Origin of the sequence: Cellulomonas chitinilytica, from assembly GCF_016862675.1 — a bacterium.
GTDB classification, from domain to species: Bacteria; Actinomycetota; Actinomycetes; order Actinomycetales; family Cellulomonadaceae; genus Cellulomonas; species Cellulomonas chitinilytica.
Window position 1 is genome coordinate 405,565 of the sequence record NZ_BONK01000002.1, and the last position, 15,926, is coordinate 421,490.

Consider the following 15,926-nt stretch of genomic DNA (forward strand, 5'->3'; position numbering starts at 1 on the left):
CAACAGCACCACGAGGCGGTTCGGACGCCAGCGAGGTCCTCCTGGCGATCCGTGGGCCTCCTCACCACCGCGGTCGGCCTGTGCGGCGCCCTCGCGGTCGTGCTCGTGGCGCACCTGACCGAGGTCCTGTCCGCGGCCCGCGGGCCCTGGCGCGTCGACACGCTCGTCGACCTGGGCGTGTCCGCGACAGGGGCCGTCGTGGTCGTCTGGCTCGGGGGATCCACGCTCCTCGCGCTGGCGTGCCTCACGGCGCGGGCAGCGGGTGCGACGTGGCGCTCCGGCGAGCGGGTCGTCCTGCGGTGCGCGCCGACCGTCGTCCGCCGTGCGCTCGTCCTCGCGGTCGGCGCAGGTCTCGGGCTCGGCGTCAGCACGACCGCCATGGCGGCCGAGCCGACCTCGGGGCCCCCGACCGCGACATCCGTCTCGGCGTCCGCAGGGACCGATCTCGACCTCGGCTGGACCGTCACCGCCCCGGACGGCGCAGCCGGGCCGACCGCCACGGGCTCCTCCGAGCCTGCCGGGGCCCGGTCCGGGGCCGCGCCGGCCGCCGTCGACAGCGGCACCGCTGCTCCCTCGCCGACCGGCGCGCCCGACCAGCCCTCTCCCGAGCCCGCCCGCGACGTCGAGCCGCCCTCGGCCCCGTCGGCATCGGCCGCCGCCGGCGCACCGGCGCCCGCGCCGACCCCCACCACGCACCTGCTCACGACGCCCGTCCGCCCGACCGCCGACGCGGGGCCCGGCACGGTCGTCGTCGTCCGGGGGGACAGCCTCTGGCGGATCGCCGCACGGCACCTGTCGCCCGGAGCGGACGACGCGCAGGTCGCCGCCGCCTGGCCCACGTGGTACGCGGCCAACGCCGACGTCATCGGCCCCGACCCCGGGGCGCTGCTCCCCGGCCAGGTCCTCGTCGTGCCGGCGACCCCCACGGCGGACGGGGCGCACGCATGACCGCCCTCGTGCTCGAGCCCGAGACCGCCGCCGAGGAGCTCTTCGCCAGGGTCGGCCTGCTCGCGCCCGTCGCCGTCGACGCGGTCGACGACGTCTGCACCGCCACGCGCCCCGCCCCGGTCCCCAGCCCGACGGTCCGGCTCGTGCCGCTCCCGCCCGCGGCGTCCGGGCTCGAGGCGGACGGCCCGGCGCACACCGTCCCGCCGTCGCTCGGCCGACGTCTGCGGATCCTCCGCGCGACCGACCGGTCACCCGTGCTCGACGCGGCCGACGAGGAACGCGGCGCGAGCCCGCGCGGCGACGTCACGGCCCTCGCCGGACTGATCGCGCAGGCCACCGTCGAGGTCCTGGGCGGTCGCCGCTCCCCCGGGCAGCTCGCACGCTGGGTCACACCGGGCGTCTACGAGTCCGTGCACCAGCGCGCCGCGCTGACGGTCCGCGTCCTCGGACCCCGGGGGGCCGCTCGACCTCCGGTGGTGCGGCGCGTGCGGGTCTGCACGATCGACCCGCACGTCCACGAGGCGTCCGTCGTCGTCGAGGACGGCGCGCAGGTCCGCGCCGTCGCGCTGCGCATCGAGTCGCACCGTGGCGCCTGGCGCGCCACCGCCGTCGAGGTCGGCTGATCGGCGACCTCGACGGCGGGGCGGGGCGTCAGTGCTTGCGCTGCTGCTTGGCTGCCCTGCGGCGGGCCTCACGGTTCGCACCGTCGACAGGCGCGTCCTCGGCCGCCCCGTCCGCCGGACCCGTCACGCGGGACGCATCCCCGTCGACGGACGGTGCCGAGTACTGGAGCGGCACGCGCTCCTGCGGCCCGTCGATGCCCTTGGCCACCAGCCGCGGTCCGTCCTGGACCCCGCGCGGCGCGGCTGCCGTGGCACCCGCGCTCGCCGCGGCCGCGGCGGCCGAGTCGGCCGTGACCGCAGGCGCCTCGGGCTCCGCGACCTGGACCTCGAGGTTGTACAGGTAGCCGACCGTCTCCTCCTTGATGGCGTCGGTCATGGCGTTGAACAGCTGGTAGCCCTCGCGCTGGTACTCGATGAGCGGGTCACGCTGGGCCATCGCCCGCAGACCGATGCCCTCCTTGAGGTAGTCCATCTCGTAGAGGTGCTCACGCCACTTGCGGTCCAGCACCGAGAGCGTGACGCGCCGCTCGAGCTGGCGCATGTTGTCCGACCCGATCGTCTCCTCGCGCTCCGCGTACGCGTGCTCGGCGTCGGAGAGGATCTCGCGCTCGATCAGCTCCGCCGACAGCCGCGTCGCGCCGCCGGCCTGCTCGACGACCTCGTCGGGCGTGATCGTCACCGGGTACACCGCCTTGAGCGCGGTCCACAGGGCGTCGAGGTCCCAGTCCTCCGGGCGCCCCTCGGCGGCCGCACCCGTGATGTACGCGGTCAGCACGTCCCGGCGGAAGTGGCCGACCTGCTCGTGCAGGTCCTCCCCCTCCAGGACGCGGCGCCGCTGCTCGTAGATGACCTCGCGCTGACGGGACATCACGTCGTCGTACTTCAGGACGTTCTTGCGGATCTCGAAGTTGCGGGACTCGACCTGCGCCTGCGCCGACTGGATGCCGCGCGTGACGATCTTCGACTCGAGCGGCATGTCCTCCGGGAACCCGGCGCGCGTCATCATCGACTCGGCCAGGCCGGAGTTGAACAGGCGCATGAGGTCGTCCTGCATCGACAGGTAGAAACGGGACTCGCCCGGGTCACCCTGCCGGCCGGACCGACCGCGCAGCTGGTTGTCGATGCGCCGCGACTCGTGACGCTCCGTGCCGAGCACGTACAGGCCGCCCAGCTCGGTCACCTCGTCGTGCTCGGCCGCCACCGCGGCCTTGGCCTTGTCGAGCGCCGACGGCCATGCGGCCTCGTACTCCTCGGCGTTCTCCGCGGGGTCCAGGCCCCGCGCGGCGAGGTCGGCGACCGCCATGAACTCGGCGTTGCCGCCGAGCATGATGTCCGTGCCACGGCCGGCCATGTTCGTCGCGACCGTGACCGCACCCTTGCGTCCGGCCTGCGCGACGATCGACGCCTCACGCGCGTGCTGCTTGGCGTTCAGGACCTCGTGCGGGACGCCCTGCTTCTTGAGCTTCGAGCTGAGCAGCTCGCTCTTCTCGACGCTGGTGGTGCCGACCAGGACGGGCTGGCCCTTCGCGTGCCGCTCGACGATGTCGGCGACGACCGCGTCGAACTTGCCGTCCTCGCTCTTGTAGACGAAGTCGCGCTGGTCGATGCGCTGCATCGGCCGGTTGGTGGGGATCGGGACGACGCCGAGCTTGTACGTGCCCTGGAACTCGGCGGCCTCGGTCTCGGCCGTACCCGTCATCCCGGCGAGCTTCTCGTAGAGGCGGAAGTAGTTCTGCAGCGTGATCGTGGCGAGCGTCTGATTCTCCGCCTTGATCGCGACACCCTCCTTCGCCTCGATCGCCTGGTGCATGCCCTCGTTGTAGCGACGGCCCGGCAGGATGCGGCCGGTGTGCTCGTCGACGATGAGGACCTCGCCCTGCATCACGACGTAGTCCTTGTCCCGCTTGAACAGCTCCTTCGCCTTGATGGCGTTGTTGAGGAACCCGATGAGCGGGGTGTTGAGGGACTCGTACAGGTTGTCGATGCCGAGGTAGTCCTCGACCCGCTCGATGCCCGGCTCCAGGACGCCGACGGTGCGCTTCTTCTCGTCGACCTCGTAGTCACGCTCGGGCTGCAGCCGGCGGACGACCTTCGCGAACTCGGCGTACCACCGGTTCGTGTCACCCGACGCGGGGCCGGAGATGATGAGCGGCGTGCGCGCCTCGTCGATGAGGATCGAGTCGACCTCGTCGACGATCGCGAAGTTGTGGCCCCGCTGGACGAGCTCGTCGGTGCTCCACGCCATGTTGTCGCGCAGGTAGTCGAACCCGAACTCGTTGTTCGTGCCGTACGTGATGTCGGCGGCGTACTGCTGCCGCCGCTCGGCGGGGGTCTGGTTGCTCAGGATGACGCCGCTCGACAGACCGAGGAACCGGTAGACCCGGCCCATCAGCTCGGCCTGGTACCCGGCCAGGTAGTCGTTGACCGTGACGACGTGCACGCCCTTGCCGGACAGCGCGTTGAGGTAGGCCGGTGCCGTGGCGACGAGGGTCTTGCCCTCACCGGTCTTCATCTCGGCGATGTTGCCGAGGTGCAGCGCGGCGCCGCCCATGAGCTGCACGTCGAAGTGCCGCTGCCCGAGGGTGCGGCGGGACGCCTCGCGGACGGCGGCGAACGCCTCCGGCAGCAGGTCGTCGAGCGACTCCCCGTCGGCCAGCCGGGCGCGGAACCGGTCGGTCTCCTCCCGCAGCTCCGCGTCGGACAGCGACTCGAAGCTGTCCTCCAGGGCGTTGACCTGCTGGGCGATGCCCGACAGCTTCTTGACGATCCGGCCTTCACCGAGGCGCAGGACCTTCTCGAGGATCGCTGGCACGCATGACTCCCGACGTGTTCGCACCCCGGGCGCGCACGGCGTCGGAGCGGCTGGTGTCACCGGCCGCGCGGCCGGGCCCGACCATCGTAGGCGAGCGGCGGGTGCGTGGGCGAAGAACGACCACGGCAGCTGCGAGCAGCACCGCCCCCACCAGCCCGGCCAGGCCGAGCCGCTCGTCGAGCAGCAGCACCGCGCCGACCGTCGCGGTGAGCGGCTCGAGGAGCGCGAGGAGAGCAGCGCTGGTCGCGGGAACGGTGTGCAGACCGCGGAAGTACGCCCCGTACGCGGCCGCGGTGGGGACGAGCGCCAGGTACGTGACCAACGCCCAGCCGCGGGTCGTGCCGGGGACCTGGACCCCCGGGCCGACGACCGCGGACACCGCCACGAGCACGATTCCGCCGAGCGTGAACGCGAGCGCCGTCAGCGGCAGCGCACCCAGCCCGGGCGTGCCGCCGCGGTTGATCGCGGTCATCGTCGCGAACGCCCCGGCGGCCACCAGGGCGAGGAGGACGCCACCCGTGCGGCCCGAGCCCGAGCCCGTCCCCGCGGCCGTCGAGGTGCCCACGAGACACACCAGACCCGTCAGGGCGAGCACCAGCGCGAGGACGGTCCGGCCCGACGGGAGCCGGCGGCCCAGCACCGCGGCGCCCACCGCCACGAGCACGGGCGCCGCACCGAGCGCGACGAGCGTCGCGGTCGCGACCCCGGCGCGCGCCACCGCGGAGAAGTAGGCGGCCTGGTACGCCGCGGCCAGCAGCCCGGTCACCACGACCCGACCGAGCACGACGCGCGTCCGAGGCACCCGTCGCAGCGCACCGGTCAGCACCAGCGCGACGAGCAGCAGGCCGCCACCACCCAGCAGGCGCCACGCGGCGACCGCCGAGGCGGGCAGGTGCTCGGCATCGGCCAGCGCCGCCCCGGCGAGCCCGCCGGTGCCCCACAGCACCCCGGCGAGGGCGACGAGCGCGAAGTCGCGTCGTGCGGTCACGCGGCGGCCGTCGCAGCCTGCAGCGGCGACGCCAGGTCCCCGCGCAGCGACCCGTCGGCCGCCCCCACGGCCACCTTGTCGAGACCCAGCCACCGGGCCAGCAGGTCGAGCTCGGCGGTGAGCGCGGGGAGCAGGACGTCGTCCGCCGGCACGCCCGGGACCGCCGTCCGGTGCGCCGCGTGCACCCGCAGCACCCCGGCGCGTCGGTCCGCCTTGAGGTCCAGCAGCGCCGGGACCGACTCCCCCAGCAGGAACGGCAGCACGTAGTAGCCCCATACGCGCTTCGGCTCGGGCACGTAGATCTCGATCCGGTAGCGCAGCCCGAACACCGCCTCGAGCCGTTGCCGCTCGAACACCAGCGGGTCGAACGGGCTGAGCAGGGCGGCGCCCGTCGCCCACCGGGGCATCGTCGCGTCGCGGTGCCGGTACGCGGGCCGACCACCCCACCCCTCGACGTCGACGGGCACCAGCACGCCGTCCTCGACGAGCGAGGCGATCGCGGGCAGCACCCGGCGCTGCGGGATGCGGAAGTAGTCGGCGAGGCCGCGCACGGTGCCGACGCCGTGCGCGCGTGCCGAGATCTCGACGAGCGCGCGCACCGCGTCCTCGTCGGACTGCGCCGGCTGCGCCAGGACGTCCGCCGGGAGCACCCGCGACGTGAGGTCGTACCGGCGCTCGAACGCCGGGTTGCGTCCCGCGGAGGTGACCTCGCCGGTGAAGAAGAGGAACTCCAGGACGCGCTTCGCGACCGTCCAGTTCCAGCCCCACTCGGTCCGCGTCGTCGGGTGCTCGGCCTCGAACCGGACCTGCACCTCGCGCGCGGTGAGCGGACCCTGCTCGGCGATGAGCTGGCGCACCTCGTCGACCACGGGCGCGTGCTGCAGCGGCACCTCGGCGATCGCGCCCCACGCCTCGTTGAGGTAGTCGCGCTGGCGCCACTCGAGCAGCCGGAACGTCTCCGGCGGGACGAACGACGCCATGTGCGCCCACGCCTCGACCAGCCGACGGGGACGCTGCCCCGCCGCACGGTCCAGGAGCGTCGTGTCGTACGGCCCGACCCTGCTGAACACGGGCATGAGGTGCGCGCGCGCCAGGACGTTCACGGAGTCGATCTGCAGCAGCCCCAACCGGTCGACGACCTGCTGGAGCCCGCGGGCGTCGACGGGACCGCGCACCTCCCGGCGGGGACGGTCCAGGCCCTGGGCGCGCAGCGCGACACGGCGTGCCTGCGACAGGGAGAGCTGCTCGGGAGCACTGGCCATGACGACATCCTGCCGTGCACCGCCGACACGACGACGCCCGACCCCGAGGGGCCGGGCGTCGTCGTGCGTGCCGGTCGGTGCCTGTCAGCCGGCGACGGCCGCTCCCTGGCCGACCGCGGCGCCCGCGACGGGCATGTCGAGCTTGATCACGCCGTAGCTCCAGCCCCGTCGCCGGTACGCGACCGCCGGCTGCGCCGTCTCCACGTCGACGAACAGGTAGAAGTCGTGGCCGACGAGCTCCATCTCGTAGAGCGCGTCGTCCACCGTCATCGGCGACGCCTCGTGGACCTTCTCGCGGATCACGACGGGCGAGTCACCCAGCGTGGTCTCGACGGCACCGTCCTCGCCGACCGTCGGTACGTCGGCGACGGTGTCGGACAGGTCGTCGGGCGGACGCACGTCCACGGGCGCGATCGGAGTGTGGTTGCGGTGGTCCTTGCGCCGGTCACGGGTGCGACGCAGGCGCTCGAGCAGCTTCGCCAGTGCGAGGTCGAGCGCGGCGTACCGGTCGTCGGCACACGCCTCTGCGCGGATCACGGGACCCTTGTCGACGACCGTGAGCTCGACGCGCTCACGGCTGCCCGACTGGCGAGGGTTCGTCTCGTGCGACACGAGGACGTCGATCCGCTGGGCGCGGGGGGCCAGCTGCTCGACCTTCGCGAGCTTCTGCTCGAGATGGACCCGGTACTTCGGGAGCACCTCGGTGTGCCGGCCTGCAACCACGATCTCCATGTGAGCCTCCTGGGGAGGTCAGGGGCGGCGTCAGCGCCGCCCGGACGACATGCACTGTGTATTGCCCCGACGGGGCAATCAGGCGGCACCACCTCCTCCGCAGGCCGGGCCGTGCGACCCCCGGAGGGGCGCTGCCCGACACCGTCGGCTCTGACCACCACGGTAAGCCCGGCCGTCGCACAGAATCCAATCAACGCGGCGGAGTCACCCGGCCGCATCGTCACCGGGACGTCCCCCCGGCCCCGGCGCGGGGGTCGAGGAGAGCGTCAGGCACCCGACGACCTCGGCACCGGCGTCCTCCAGGGCCGTCCGGCACGCGGCGACGGTCGCCCCGGTGGTCAGCACGTCGTCGACGAGCAGCACCGTGGCGCCGTCGACCCTCGGGCGGTCGCGCGTGCGCACGACGACCTGACCGTGCAGGTTCCGGGCACGCTCCCGGACACCGAGCCCCACCTGGTCGCCGCCGCGACGTCGGGCGAGGACAGCCGCGAGCCGGACGTCCGCACCGGCGGCTCCCGTCCCGTCGACGACGCCCCTGGCCAGGTCGGCGACGAGGTCCGCGCCACGGTGGCGCCGTGCGGCCGCGGTCGACGGAGCGGGCACGACCAGCAGCGGCGTCCCCGGTCGCCGAGGCCAGGTCGGGCCGGTCGAGAACGCCGCGGCCGCCAGGGCCGACCGGAACCACGGCGTCAGGTCCGTCCGCCCCCGGTCCTTCCAGGCCACGACCGCGCGCCGCACCGGACCCGCGAAGTCCGCGAGCGTCCAGACCGGGAGCACTGCCCGCCCGTCGAGCCGGTCGAGGCGCCCGGCGCGGTGCTCGCACCGCCACGGCGTACCGGCGACGAGGTGTGCGCACGCGGCGCACCACGGCACGTCGTCGGTGCCGCAGCCGGCGCACTCGACCGGCAGGACGAGCGCGAGCAGCGCCCGGGCGAGGTCAGGTCCCATCCGCGGATCCTCCACCCGGCCTGCCCGCCCGTCGGACGATCGTCGGCCGGATGGTGGACAGCGTCGCGTGCCGCGCAGTCTGTGGGCGGCTCGTCAGCCCGGGTAGGACGGGTCGGAGACGCCCTCGACGCCCGGGACGCGCACCCACGACGACTGCCCGACGAGGCGCCACAGCTCACCGTCGGCCGTGCTCACGTACGGCACCTTCCCGCCCGCGACGTCGACGAGGTCGCCCACCACCTCGGGGAGCGCCTCCGTCGGCCCGGCGACCGGAACCAGGTGCAGAGCCGTGGTCCCCGCGCTCGAACCCAGGACACCGAGCGTCGACTCGTCGAGCCACACCACCGCCGACGCGTCGACGAGCGGCACACCGACCCGCACCGGTGCCCCCACCCGCTGCGGGATGCCCGACGCGTCGCGGTTGACGGCCACGACCTCGACCGCCACGCCGTCCGCGCCGTGCGACACGACCGCGACCCGGGCGCCGTCGCGCGACACCCGCACCGCGGTGAGCGCACGCCCCTCCGCCCACTCGGGCGACAGCCTGACGGCCTGCTCGCCGGCCTTGCCCGCGAGCAGCTCACCGGCCGCGTCGCCGGTCCACGCCCAGCCGAACCGGTCGACGGACGGCGCCGCGAGGTTCGCCCCGGTCAGGAGCGTCTCGGCCGGGGTCTCGCCGGTCGGCATCGTCACCAGCGCGCCGCTCCCCGAGAGCAGCACCCGCACGGAGCCGTCGTCGTTGCGCGCCGGGCTGCGCGGGTCGAGGTCGGTGAGCGGGGCGACGCCCTGCACCGGGACCACGTCGTTGGTGCCGAGCTGCACGAGCCGGCCGGCCTGCAGCATCTCGACGGCACCGCCCGGCGGCGCGGCCCTCTGCAGGGTCGCCGCACCCTCGTCGGCGTCGAGCGGCACACCGCCCACCTGCAGCTGCACCTTGCCGACCTCCGGCACCTGCCGCAGCGTCGCCTCGATCTGGGCGAGGAGCAGGGGCCGGTCGGCGTCGAGCACCGCCGACGCCCTCGCCGCGTCGAGCCCGACCGTCGCCACCCCGCTGTCGTCGACGGTCACCGACTGCGGCTTCAGCTGGACGCCCTCGGGCACCGCCGTGCGGACCGCGTCGCGCAGCCACGGCGACGGGCCGGCGAGCAGCGCCCGCACCGCCGACGTTGCGAGGTTCCACGCCGGGAGCCAGCGCACCTCGGGCACGAGGTACTGGCTGTCCGGCGACAGGAAGTACAACGACGTCGCCCGGAACAGGCTCGCGAAGTCGAGCTCGGACACGATCAGCCCGGGCGGCGCGCTCGAGATGCGCCACTGGCCCTCGTCGTCCTGCACGAGCTGGAACGTCATCGACTCCCGCGCGCCCGCGGCCGACTCCGAGTACCGGCCGTCCGCGTCGACGCGGGCGACCACCGGGACGTCGACCTGGACCGTGGAGTCGCCGATCGCGGTGATGGCCGGCGACCCGGCGACGACGACACCCGCGAGCGGGTTCCACGAGTCGCTGGCCTCCCCCGCGAGGTAGAGCCGGCCGACCGCGAACTGCTCACGGAAGTCCAGCGGCGCGTTGATGAGGAAGCTCTCGACGAGCTCGACGGGCTTCGCGCCGGGACGCGGGCCCTCCGCGAGCGCGACGATCCCCGCCGGTTCGACGACCTCCGAGTGGCCCTCCTGCACGGGGCCCGAGGTCGGGATCGCGACGCACCCCGCGAGCGCGAGCACCGTCAGCGCGCCGACGAGGAGGGCGCGCGCGCGACCACGGACGGTCGTCATCGGACCTCCTGCGGCTGGTCGGCGGGCGTGCGGGGCTGCTCGTCCGGGTCGGTGTCGTGGTCGTCGTGCCCTCCCTCGAGGTCGGGCAGCGCCGCGGGATCCGTCCGCGGGCGGGTCACGGGGAAGCGGACGGGGTCGGGCGGCGGGGGCTCGTCGGGGACGAGCGGCAGGGGTGAGCCGGTGAGCCTGATGCCCGCGCGGCGCGGCAGCGTCAGGCGGAAGCTCGCGCCCCGTCCCGGGCGGCCCCACGCCTCGAGCCACCCACCGTGCAGGTGCGCGTCCTCGAGCGAGATCGCCAGGCCGAGACCCGTGCCGCCCGTGGTCCGGGCGCGCGCCGGGTCGGCACGCCAGAAGCGGTCGAACACGTGCGCGACCTCGTCGGGCGTCATGCCCACGCCGTAGTCCCGGACGGTCACCGCGACGGCCTGGTCGTCGGCGGCGACGGTCACCTCGACGGCGCTGCCGTCGGCGTGCTCCACCGCGTTGACCAGCAGGTTGCGCAGCACGCGCTCGACCCGGCGCGGGTCCACGTCGGCGACGCACCGGGTCTCCGGCAGCCGCACGCTCAGCCAGGAGCCCCGGCGCTCGGCGAGCGGCGCGGTGTGGTCGACGGCGTTCGTGACGACGTCGCGCAGGTCGCGCCCCTCGGCGTCGAGCACCGCGGCCCCCGCGTCGAACCGGCTGATCTCGAGCAGGTCCGCGAGCAGGTCCTCGAACCGGTCGAGCTGGGTCTGCAGGAGCTCCGCCGAGCGCTTCGCGGCCGGGTCGAAGTCCTCCCGTGACGCGTGGATGACCTCGCCGGCCATCCGGATCGTGGTGAGCGGGGTGCGCAGCTCGTGCGACACGTCGGAGACGAACCGGCGCTGCACGGCCGAGAGCTCCTCCATGCGCCGGATCTGGTCCTGCAGGCTCGCGGCCATCTCGTTGAACGAGCGTGCCAGCGTGGCCATCTCGTCCTCGCCGCGCTCCGGCATGCGCTCGGCGAGGTGCCCGTCCGCGAGCCGCTCCGCCACCTCGGCGGCCCGGCGGACCGGGTTGACGGTCTGCCGCGTCACGAGCCACGTCATGCTGCCGAGCAGGATCACGAGCGCCACCCCCGCGAGCGCGAGCGTGCGCTGGAGGAAGTCGAGACGGTCCTGCTCGGACTGCAAGGTGTAGAGGAAGAAGAGCTGGAACGTGCCGACGACGGGCACCTCGACGTCCTGGCCGACGAGCACCGCGGGGACGACGCCGCCCCCGTCCAGCGGGAGCGCCACGGACTGCCAGTGCTGGCCGCCGTCCACCGTCGCGTTCCGCAGCTCGGCGCTGACGAGCGGGACGAGCGACGGGTCGGACGCGGGCGGCGCGACGGAGACGGCCGACTTCTGGCCGGGAGCCCGGAGCAGGAACACCTCCCGCTCGCCGAGGCCCCCGGTGCGCTGCGCGGACACGACGTCCTTCAGCAGCTGCTGGACCTGGTTGCCCGTCGACGCGTCCGACGACTTGAACGTGTCCTGGGCCTGGCGTGTGCTGCGGGCGCTCTCCTGGAGCACCTGCTCGATGCGGGCGTTGAACAGGCCGTCCCGCATCCGCTCGCCCACGTAGAGCCCGACGACCCCGAGGGCGACCAGACCGATCGCGAGGGTCGACGCGATGACACGGACCTGCAGGGAGGAGCGCCACAGCCGCGGCCACTCCCGCAGCCGTCGCCGGGTCCGCGCCCGGACCAGCCGCCAGGCGCTGCTCACCCGCACCACGGCACGGTCCCGTCGTCCGTCACGTCGAGGTCACGCCCGCCTTGTAGCCGACGCCACGCACGGTCACGACGATCTCGGGCTGCTCCGGGTCGTTCTCGATCTTCGACCGCAGCCGCTGCACGTGGACGTTGACGAGGCGGGTGTCGGCGGCGTGCCGGTAGCCCCAGACCTTCTCGAGCAGGACCTCGCGGGTGAACACCTGCCACGGCTTGCGGGCGAGGGCGACGAGCAGGTCGAACTCGAGCGGCGTCAGCGAGACGGGTCGGCCGGCCCGGGCGACCCGGTGCCCGGGCACGTCGATCGTGACGTCGCCGATGGACAGGTGCTCGGGCGCGGGCTCGTCGCTGCGGCGCAGCCGGGCGCGGACGCGCGCGACGAGCTCCTTCGGCTTGAACGGCTTGGAGATGTAGTCGTCGGCGCCGGACTCGAGGCCCAGCACGACGTCGACCGTGTCGCTCTTGGCGGTGAGCATCACGATGGGCACGCCCGACTCGGCGCGGATCTGCCGGCACACCTCGGTGCCGTCCCTGCCGGGCAGCATGAGGTCGAGCAGCACGAGGTCGGGCTGCGTCGCCCGGAACGCCCCGAGCGCCTCGTCGCCGTCCTCGCAGAACACCGGGTCGAAGCCCTCGGACCGCAGCACGATCCCGATCATCTCGGCCAGCGCGGTGTCGTCGTCGACCACCAGCACGCGTCCTCTCATGGGCGCATTCTCGCACCGTCACCCTGGCAGTCCGTCCAGGTTCGGCCCCCTCGTCCACAGATCACCCGGCGGAGCCTGCGACGCGTCCCGCGTCTGTGGACGGACGGCGCCTCCGGCGCGAGGCCCCGTGGCACGATGGGCATCTCCCCGGCCGAGCACGCTGGCAGCACGATGGCAGCACGGTGACGTGCGCGCGGACCTGGGACGACAGGCACGACGACAGCACGACGACAGCCGAGGGAGCCGCGCTCGCATGACGAGCCCGCACGACGACGCGCCCCGCCCACCCGCGTGGGTGTCCCCGACGGGGGCGCCGCCCGCCGCCCCGCCACCCCCCACCGGCCCTGTGCCGCCCAGCTCGTGGGGCCAGCCCGTGGGTCCGCCCGTCGGTCAGTCGGGCACCGGGTGGGGGCCGGCCGTGCCGCCGCCCGTCGCCCCGTCCGGGGGCCCGTGGCGACCGCCCGCCCTCCAGCCGGGCATCATCCCGCTGCGCCCGCTCGGCCTCGGCGAGATCCTCGACGGCGCGTTCCGCGCGGTCCGGGCGAACCCGCGCGTCATGTTCGGGCTGGCCGCCGCGGTCGTGACGGTCGCCGTCGCCCTCCAGCAGGTCACCCGGTGGTACGTGCAGGGGCTGCTCACCGACTCCATGAACCGCCTGCTCCAGGAGTCCGACCCGACCGGTGAGCTCGGGATGGCCGACCAGATGGGCGCGCTCGTCGGCAGCGTCGTGAGCCTGCCCTTCACGCAGATCGCGACGACCGTCCTCACGGGTCTGGTGATCCTGTCGGTGAGCCGGTCGGTGCTCGGGCAGAGCATCACGATCGGCCAGGCGCTGCGCACGTCCCGCGTCTGGTGGGTCCTGGGCTTCACCGTGCTCGCGGGAGCGGCTCAGCTGGCCGTCGCCGCGGCCCTGGCCGGCGGTGTCGTGCTGCTGGTGTCGCAGGACCAGGTCGCCGCCGCCGTCGTCGTGGGTCTGCTGGGCGCCGTCGCGCTGTTCGTGGCTCTCGTGTGGTTCGCGGTGCGGACGCTGCTGGTGCCGCCCGCGCTGATGCTCGAGGGGAAGGCCTTCTGGCGGTCGGTCGGCCGCGCCTGGCGCCTCACGCGGGGAAGCTTCTGGCGGCTGCTCGGCACGTACCTCCTGGTCAGCTTCATCGTGGGCTTCGTCAGCAACGTGATCGTGTTCCCGGTCTCGATGTTCACCGCGCTGGTCCTGCAGGACCCGGCCGGGACGTCGTTCGCGAGCATCGTGCTCGTCGGCATCGCCAACGTCGTCGCGCTCACTCTCGCGACCACCTACCTCGCCGCCGTCGTCGCGCTCCTCTACATCGACGTCCGCATGCGCCGCGAAGGACTCGACATCGAGCTTGCTCGGGCCGCCCAGGCCGACGGGTGACCCACGCGGTGTGGGCGGCGCACCTCGGCGCCCGGACGAGCGGGCTCCGGCTCGAGGTCCCTGTCGAGCCCGACGCGGCGACCGCCCGGCGCTGGGCGGAGCAGGAGCTGGCCGACCCGGTCTACCACCAGTCGCGCTCGCTCCTCGACCGGCTGCTGGACTGGGTGCTCGACCTGCTGGACGGCATCCCCGCGCCCGTCGTCTCCCCCGGCGTCTCCCTCGCCGTCGTGATCGGCGTGGTCGTCCTGGTCGCAGCCGTCGTGCTGTGGGCCGCGGGGCCGATCCGGCGGTCGCGTGCCGCCGCCGGTCGGGACGGACGGTCGGTGCTGGGTGACGACGACCAACGGACCGCCGACCAGCTGCGGTCCGCGGCCGACGCCGCCGCGTCGACGGGTGACTGGTCGCTGGCCGTCGTCGAGCGGTTCCGCGCCGTCGTGCGGGGGCTGGAGGAGCGGACCGTCCTCGACGCGCGCCTCGGCCGCACCGCGCACGAGGCGACGGTCGACGCGAGCGTCCGCCTGCCGTCCCTGGGCGCCGCGCTCGGCGTCGGCGGACGGCTCTTCGACGACGTCGCGTACGGGCACGTCACCGCGACGAGCGACGACGACCGCGCGCTGCGGGACCTCGACCGGCGTGTGCGCGAGACGCGCCCGGTCGCCCCCGGTGACCGCTCCGAGCAGGCCGTGGCGGCCCCCCGATGACCGCGACCACCGCGCCCACCGTGGCCGCCCAGCCCGTCGTCGGCGACGGCACGTCGACCCGCACCCGCGCGTCAGCGCGGTGGCGCCGGTTCCGGGCGCCGCTCGCGATCCTCGGGCTGCTCGCGCTCGTCGGGCTCCTCGCGGCCCTGCCCGAGCCCCGCACGTCGACCACCGCGGTGGCGCCCGACAACCCCGGACCGACCGGTGCGCGGGCCGCGGCGCGGATCCTCGAGGACCAGGGCGTCGACGTCCGGTACGTGCGGCGGGTCGCCGACGCCGTCGCACAGGCGGCGCCGGACAGCACGCTGCTCGTGGTCGGGGGGATGTTCCTCGACGGCGAGCAGCTCGACGCCCTCGACGGCACCGGCGCGGACCTCGTGCTGGTCGGCTACACCGGGATCGCCGAGCAGCTCAGCGACGGCCTGCTGGTGGGCGGCACCGACGGGGGGCCCGCCGTGCGGGACGCGGGGTGCGACGACCCCGACGCCGTCGCGGCGGGCACGGCCACCGTGTCGGGATCGCTGCGTGCGACCGGCCCCGGTGCGACCGTCTGCTTCGCGGGCGACGACCCCGAGAGCGGCGCGTACGCCGTGGTCGGTGGGCAACGGCCGCTGACCGCGCTGACCGACACCGCGCCCCTGACGAACGAGCACCTCGCCGAGGAGGGCAACGCCGCGCTCGTGCTGCGGATGCTCGGCAAGAACGAGCGGCTCGTCTGGTTCGTCCCGTCGCTCGACGACCTCAGCACGACCGGCGGCGACGGCGGGCCCGCGCTCGGCGACCTGGTGCCGCCACGCGTCCGGCTCGTCGGCCTCATGCTCGTCCTCGTCGTCGTGGTCGCCGCGCTCTGGCGCGGGCGACGCCTCGGACGTCTCGTGACCGAGCCGCTGCCCGTCGTGGTCCGGGCCGGCGAGACCACCCGTGGTCGCGGACGCCTGTACCGACGCTCCCGCGCCTACGGGCACGCCGCCGCAGCCCTGCGCGCCGGTGCGGCGAGCCGGTGCGCGACCCGGCTCGGCCTGCCCCGGTCCGCCGGCGCGGTCCAGCTCGTCGACGCCGTGTCGCGTGCCACCGGACGGGACGCCGCTGCCGTCGAGCACCTGTTGTACGGTCCCCCACCGCGGGACGACGCCGGCCTGGCACGGCTGGCCCTGGACCTGGACCACCTGGAGAGCGAGGTTCACCGAACGTGACCGAGGAGACCCCCGGCATGCCCACGCCCGAGCACGTCCCCGCACCGGCGACCCCGCCCGGCGGCGCACCGGCACCCGCCCCCGCGCCCTCCGCGCCCCCTGCGCCCTCCGCGC

The 15,926-nt window shown here is 74.6% G+C and carries 13 protein-coding genes; 5 read left to right on the forward strand and 8 right to left on the reverse strand.

The features are described from left to right. Positions 1 to 51: 51 nt before the first annotated feature. Both Cch01nite_RS22665 and Cch01nite_RS04375 read left to right on the forward strand, forming a co-directional pair. On the forward strand, positions 52 to 948 hold the full coding sequence (locus Cch01nite_RS22665; RefSeq protein WP_239069859.1) for a LysM peptidoglycan-binding domain-containing protein: 897 nt from the start codon (positions 52 to 54) through the stop codon (positions 946 to 948). Beyond that, the gene (locus Cch01nite_RS04375; protein ID WP_203749012.1) at positions 945 to 1,571 is read left to right on the forward strand and encodes an Rv3235 family protein; all 627 of its coding nucleotides are present in this window, start codon (positions 945 to 947) and stop codon (positions 1,569 to 1,571) included. Before Cch01nite_RS22665 ends, Cch01nite_RS04375 begins: the two co-directional genes overlap by 4 nt. Before the next feature lie 28 nt (positions 1,572 to 1,599). On the opposite strand, the gene secA is transcribed toward Cch01nite_RS04375, so the two are convergent. The 8 genes from secA to mtrA all read right to left on the reverse strand — a co-directional run bounded on the left by secA (position 1,600) and on the right by mtrA (position 12,525). Continuing rightward, positions 1,600 to 4,383 carry a preprotein translocase subunit SecA gene (secA, locus tag Cch01nite_RS04380; protein WP_203749015.1) on the reverse strand — a complete coding sequence of 928 codons (2,784 nt, stop codon included), beginning with the start codon at positions 4,381 to 4,383 and terminating at the stop codon, positions 1,600 to 1,602. Further along, positions 4,346 to 5,371 carry a DMT family transporter gene (locus Cch01nite_RS04385; protein ID WP_203749018.1) on the reverse strand — a complete coding sequence of 342 codons (1,026 nt, stop codon included), beginning with the start codon at positions 5,369 to 5,371 and terminating at the stop codon, positions 4,346 to 4,348. Before Cch01nite_RS04385 ends, secA begins: the two co-directional genes overlap by 38 nt. Beyond that, complete coding sequence (locus tag Cch01nite_RS04390) at positions 5,368 to 6,633, reverse strand: winged helix-turn-helix domain-containing protein (RefSeq protein ID WP_203749021.1); 1,266 nt, start codon at positions 6,631 to 6,633, stop codon at positions 5,368 to 5,370. The genes Cch01nite_RS04385 and Cch01nite_RS04390 overlap by 4 nt, the downstream gene beginning before the upstream one ends. 84 nt (positions 6,634 to 6,717) lie before the next feature. Then, positions 6,718 to 7,365: a ribosome hibernation-promoting factor, HPF/YfiA family gene (gene hpf, locus Cch01nite_RS04395; protein WP_203749024.1), complete on the reverse strand. Its 648-nt coding sequence runs from the start codon at positions 7,363 to 7,365 to the stop codon at positions 6,718 to 6,720. A gap of 204 nt (positions 7,366 to 7,569) precedes the next feature. Further along, positions 7,570 to 8,313: a ComF family protein gene (locus Cch01nite_RS04400; protein WP_203749026.1), complete on the reverse strand. Its 744-nt coding sequence runs from the start codon at positions 8,311 to 8,313 to the stop codon at positions 7,570 to 7,572. A 93-nt stretch (positions 8,314 to 8,406) separates the two neighbouring features. Next, positions 8,407 to 10,086, reverse strand: a complete 1,680-nt coding sequence (locus Cch01nite_RS04405) for an LpqB family beta-propeller domain-containing protein (protein ID WP_203749030.1) — start codon at positions 10,084 to 10,086, stop codon at positions 8,407 to 8,409. Beyond that, entirely contained in the window at positions 10,083 to 11,822 is a 1,740-nt protein-coding gene (mtrB, locus tag Cch01nite_RS04410; RefSeq protein WP_203749032.1) for an MtrAB system histidine kinase MtrB, read from the reverse strand. The genes Cch01nite_RS04405 and mtrB overlap by 4 nt, the downstream gene beginning before the upstream one ends. Positions 11,823 to 11,841: 19 nt before the next feature. Then, a complete protein-coding gene (gene mtrA, locus Cch01nite_RS04415; RefSeq protein WP_203749034.1) occupies positions 11,842 to 12,525 on the reverse strand; it encodes an MtrAB system response regulator MtrA in 684 nt (227 codons plus the stop codon). Positions 12,526 to 12,778: 253 nt separating this feature from the next. Here mtrA and Cch01nite_RS04420 point away from each other — a divergent pair, with 253 nt between their 5' ends. The 3 genes from Cch01nite_RS04420 to Cch01nite_RS04430 are packed head-to-tail and all read left to right on the forward strand — an operon-like array spanning position 12,779 to position 15,812. Further along, complete coding sequence (locus Cch01nite_RS04420) at positions 12,779 to 13,918, forward strand: glycerophosphoryl diester phosphodiesterase membrane domain-containing protein (protein ID WP_203749036.1); 1,140 nt, start codon at positions 12,779 to 12,781, stop codon at positions 13,916 to 13,918. Next, positions 13,915 to 14,619 carry a DUF4129 domain-containing protein gene (locus tag Cch01nite_RS04425; protein WP_239069866.1) on the forward strand — a complete coding sequence of 235 codons (705 nt, stop codon included), beginning with the start codon at positions 13,915 to 13,917 and terminating at the stop codon, positions 14,617 to 14,619. The genes Cch01nite_RS04420 and Cch01nite_RS04425 overlap by 4 nt, the downstream gene beginning before the upstream one ends. Further along, positions 14,616 to 15,812, forward strand: a complete 1,197-nt coding sequence (locus Cch01nite_RS04430; protein ID WP_203749038.1) for a DUF4350 domain-containing protein — start codon at positions 14,616 to 14,618, stop codon at positions 15,810 to 15,812. The genes Cch01nite_RS04425 and Cch01nite_RS04430 overlap by 4 nt, the downstream gene beginning before the upstream one ends. Positions 15,813 to 15,926: the final 114 nt, after the last annotated feature.

What these genes read in the sequence shown, in the direction of transcription:
- Cch01nite_RS04420 (WP_203749036.1), top strand. Translation starts at nt 12,779, where the DNA reads ATGACGAGCCCGCACGACGACGCGCCCCGCCCACCCGCGTGGGTGTCC.
- Cch01nite_RS04390 (WP_203749021.1), bottom strand. Translation starts at nt 6,633, where the DNA reads ATGGCCAGTGCTCCCGAGCAGCTCTCCCTGTCGCAGGCACGCCGTGTC.
- Cch01nite_RS04375 (WP_203749012.1), top strand. Translation starts at nt 945, where the DNA reads ATGACCGCCCTCGTGCTCGAGCCCGAGACCGCCGCCGAGGAGCTCTTC.
- mtrA (WP_203749034.1), bottom strand. Translation starts at nt 12,525, where the DNA reads ATGAGAGGACGCGTGCTGGTGGTCGACGACGACACCGCGCTGGCCGAG.
- Cch01nite_RS04430 (WP_203749038.1), top strand. Translation starts at nt 14,616, where the DNA reads ATGACCGCGACCACCGCGCCCACCGTGGCCGCCCAGCCCGTCGTCGGC.
- hpf (WP_203749024.1), bottom strand. Translation starts at nt 7,365, where the DNA reads ATGGAGATCGTGGTTGCAGGCCGGCACACCGAGGTGCTCCCGAAGTAC.
- Cch01nite_RS04400 (WP_203749026.1), bottom strand. Translation starts at nt 8,313, where the DNA reads ATGGGACCTGACCTCGCCCGGGCGCTGCTCGCGCTCGTCCTGCCGGTC.
- Cch01nite_RS04405 (WP_203749030.1), bottom strand. Translation starts at nt 10,086, where the DNA reads ATGACGACCGTCCGTGGTCGCGCGCGCGCCCTCCTCGTCGGCGCGCTG.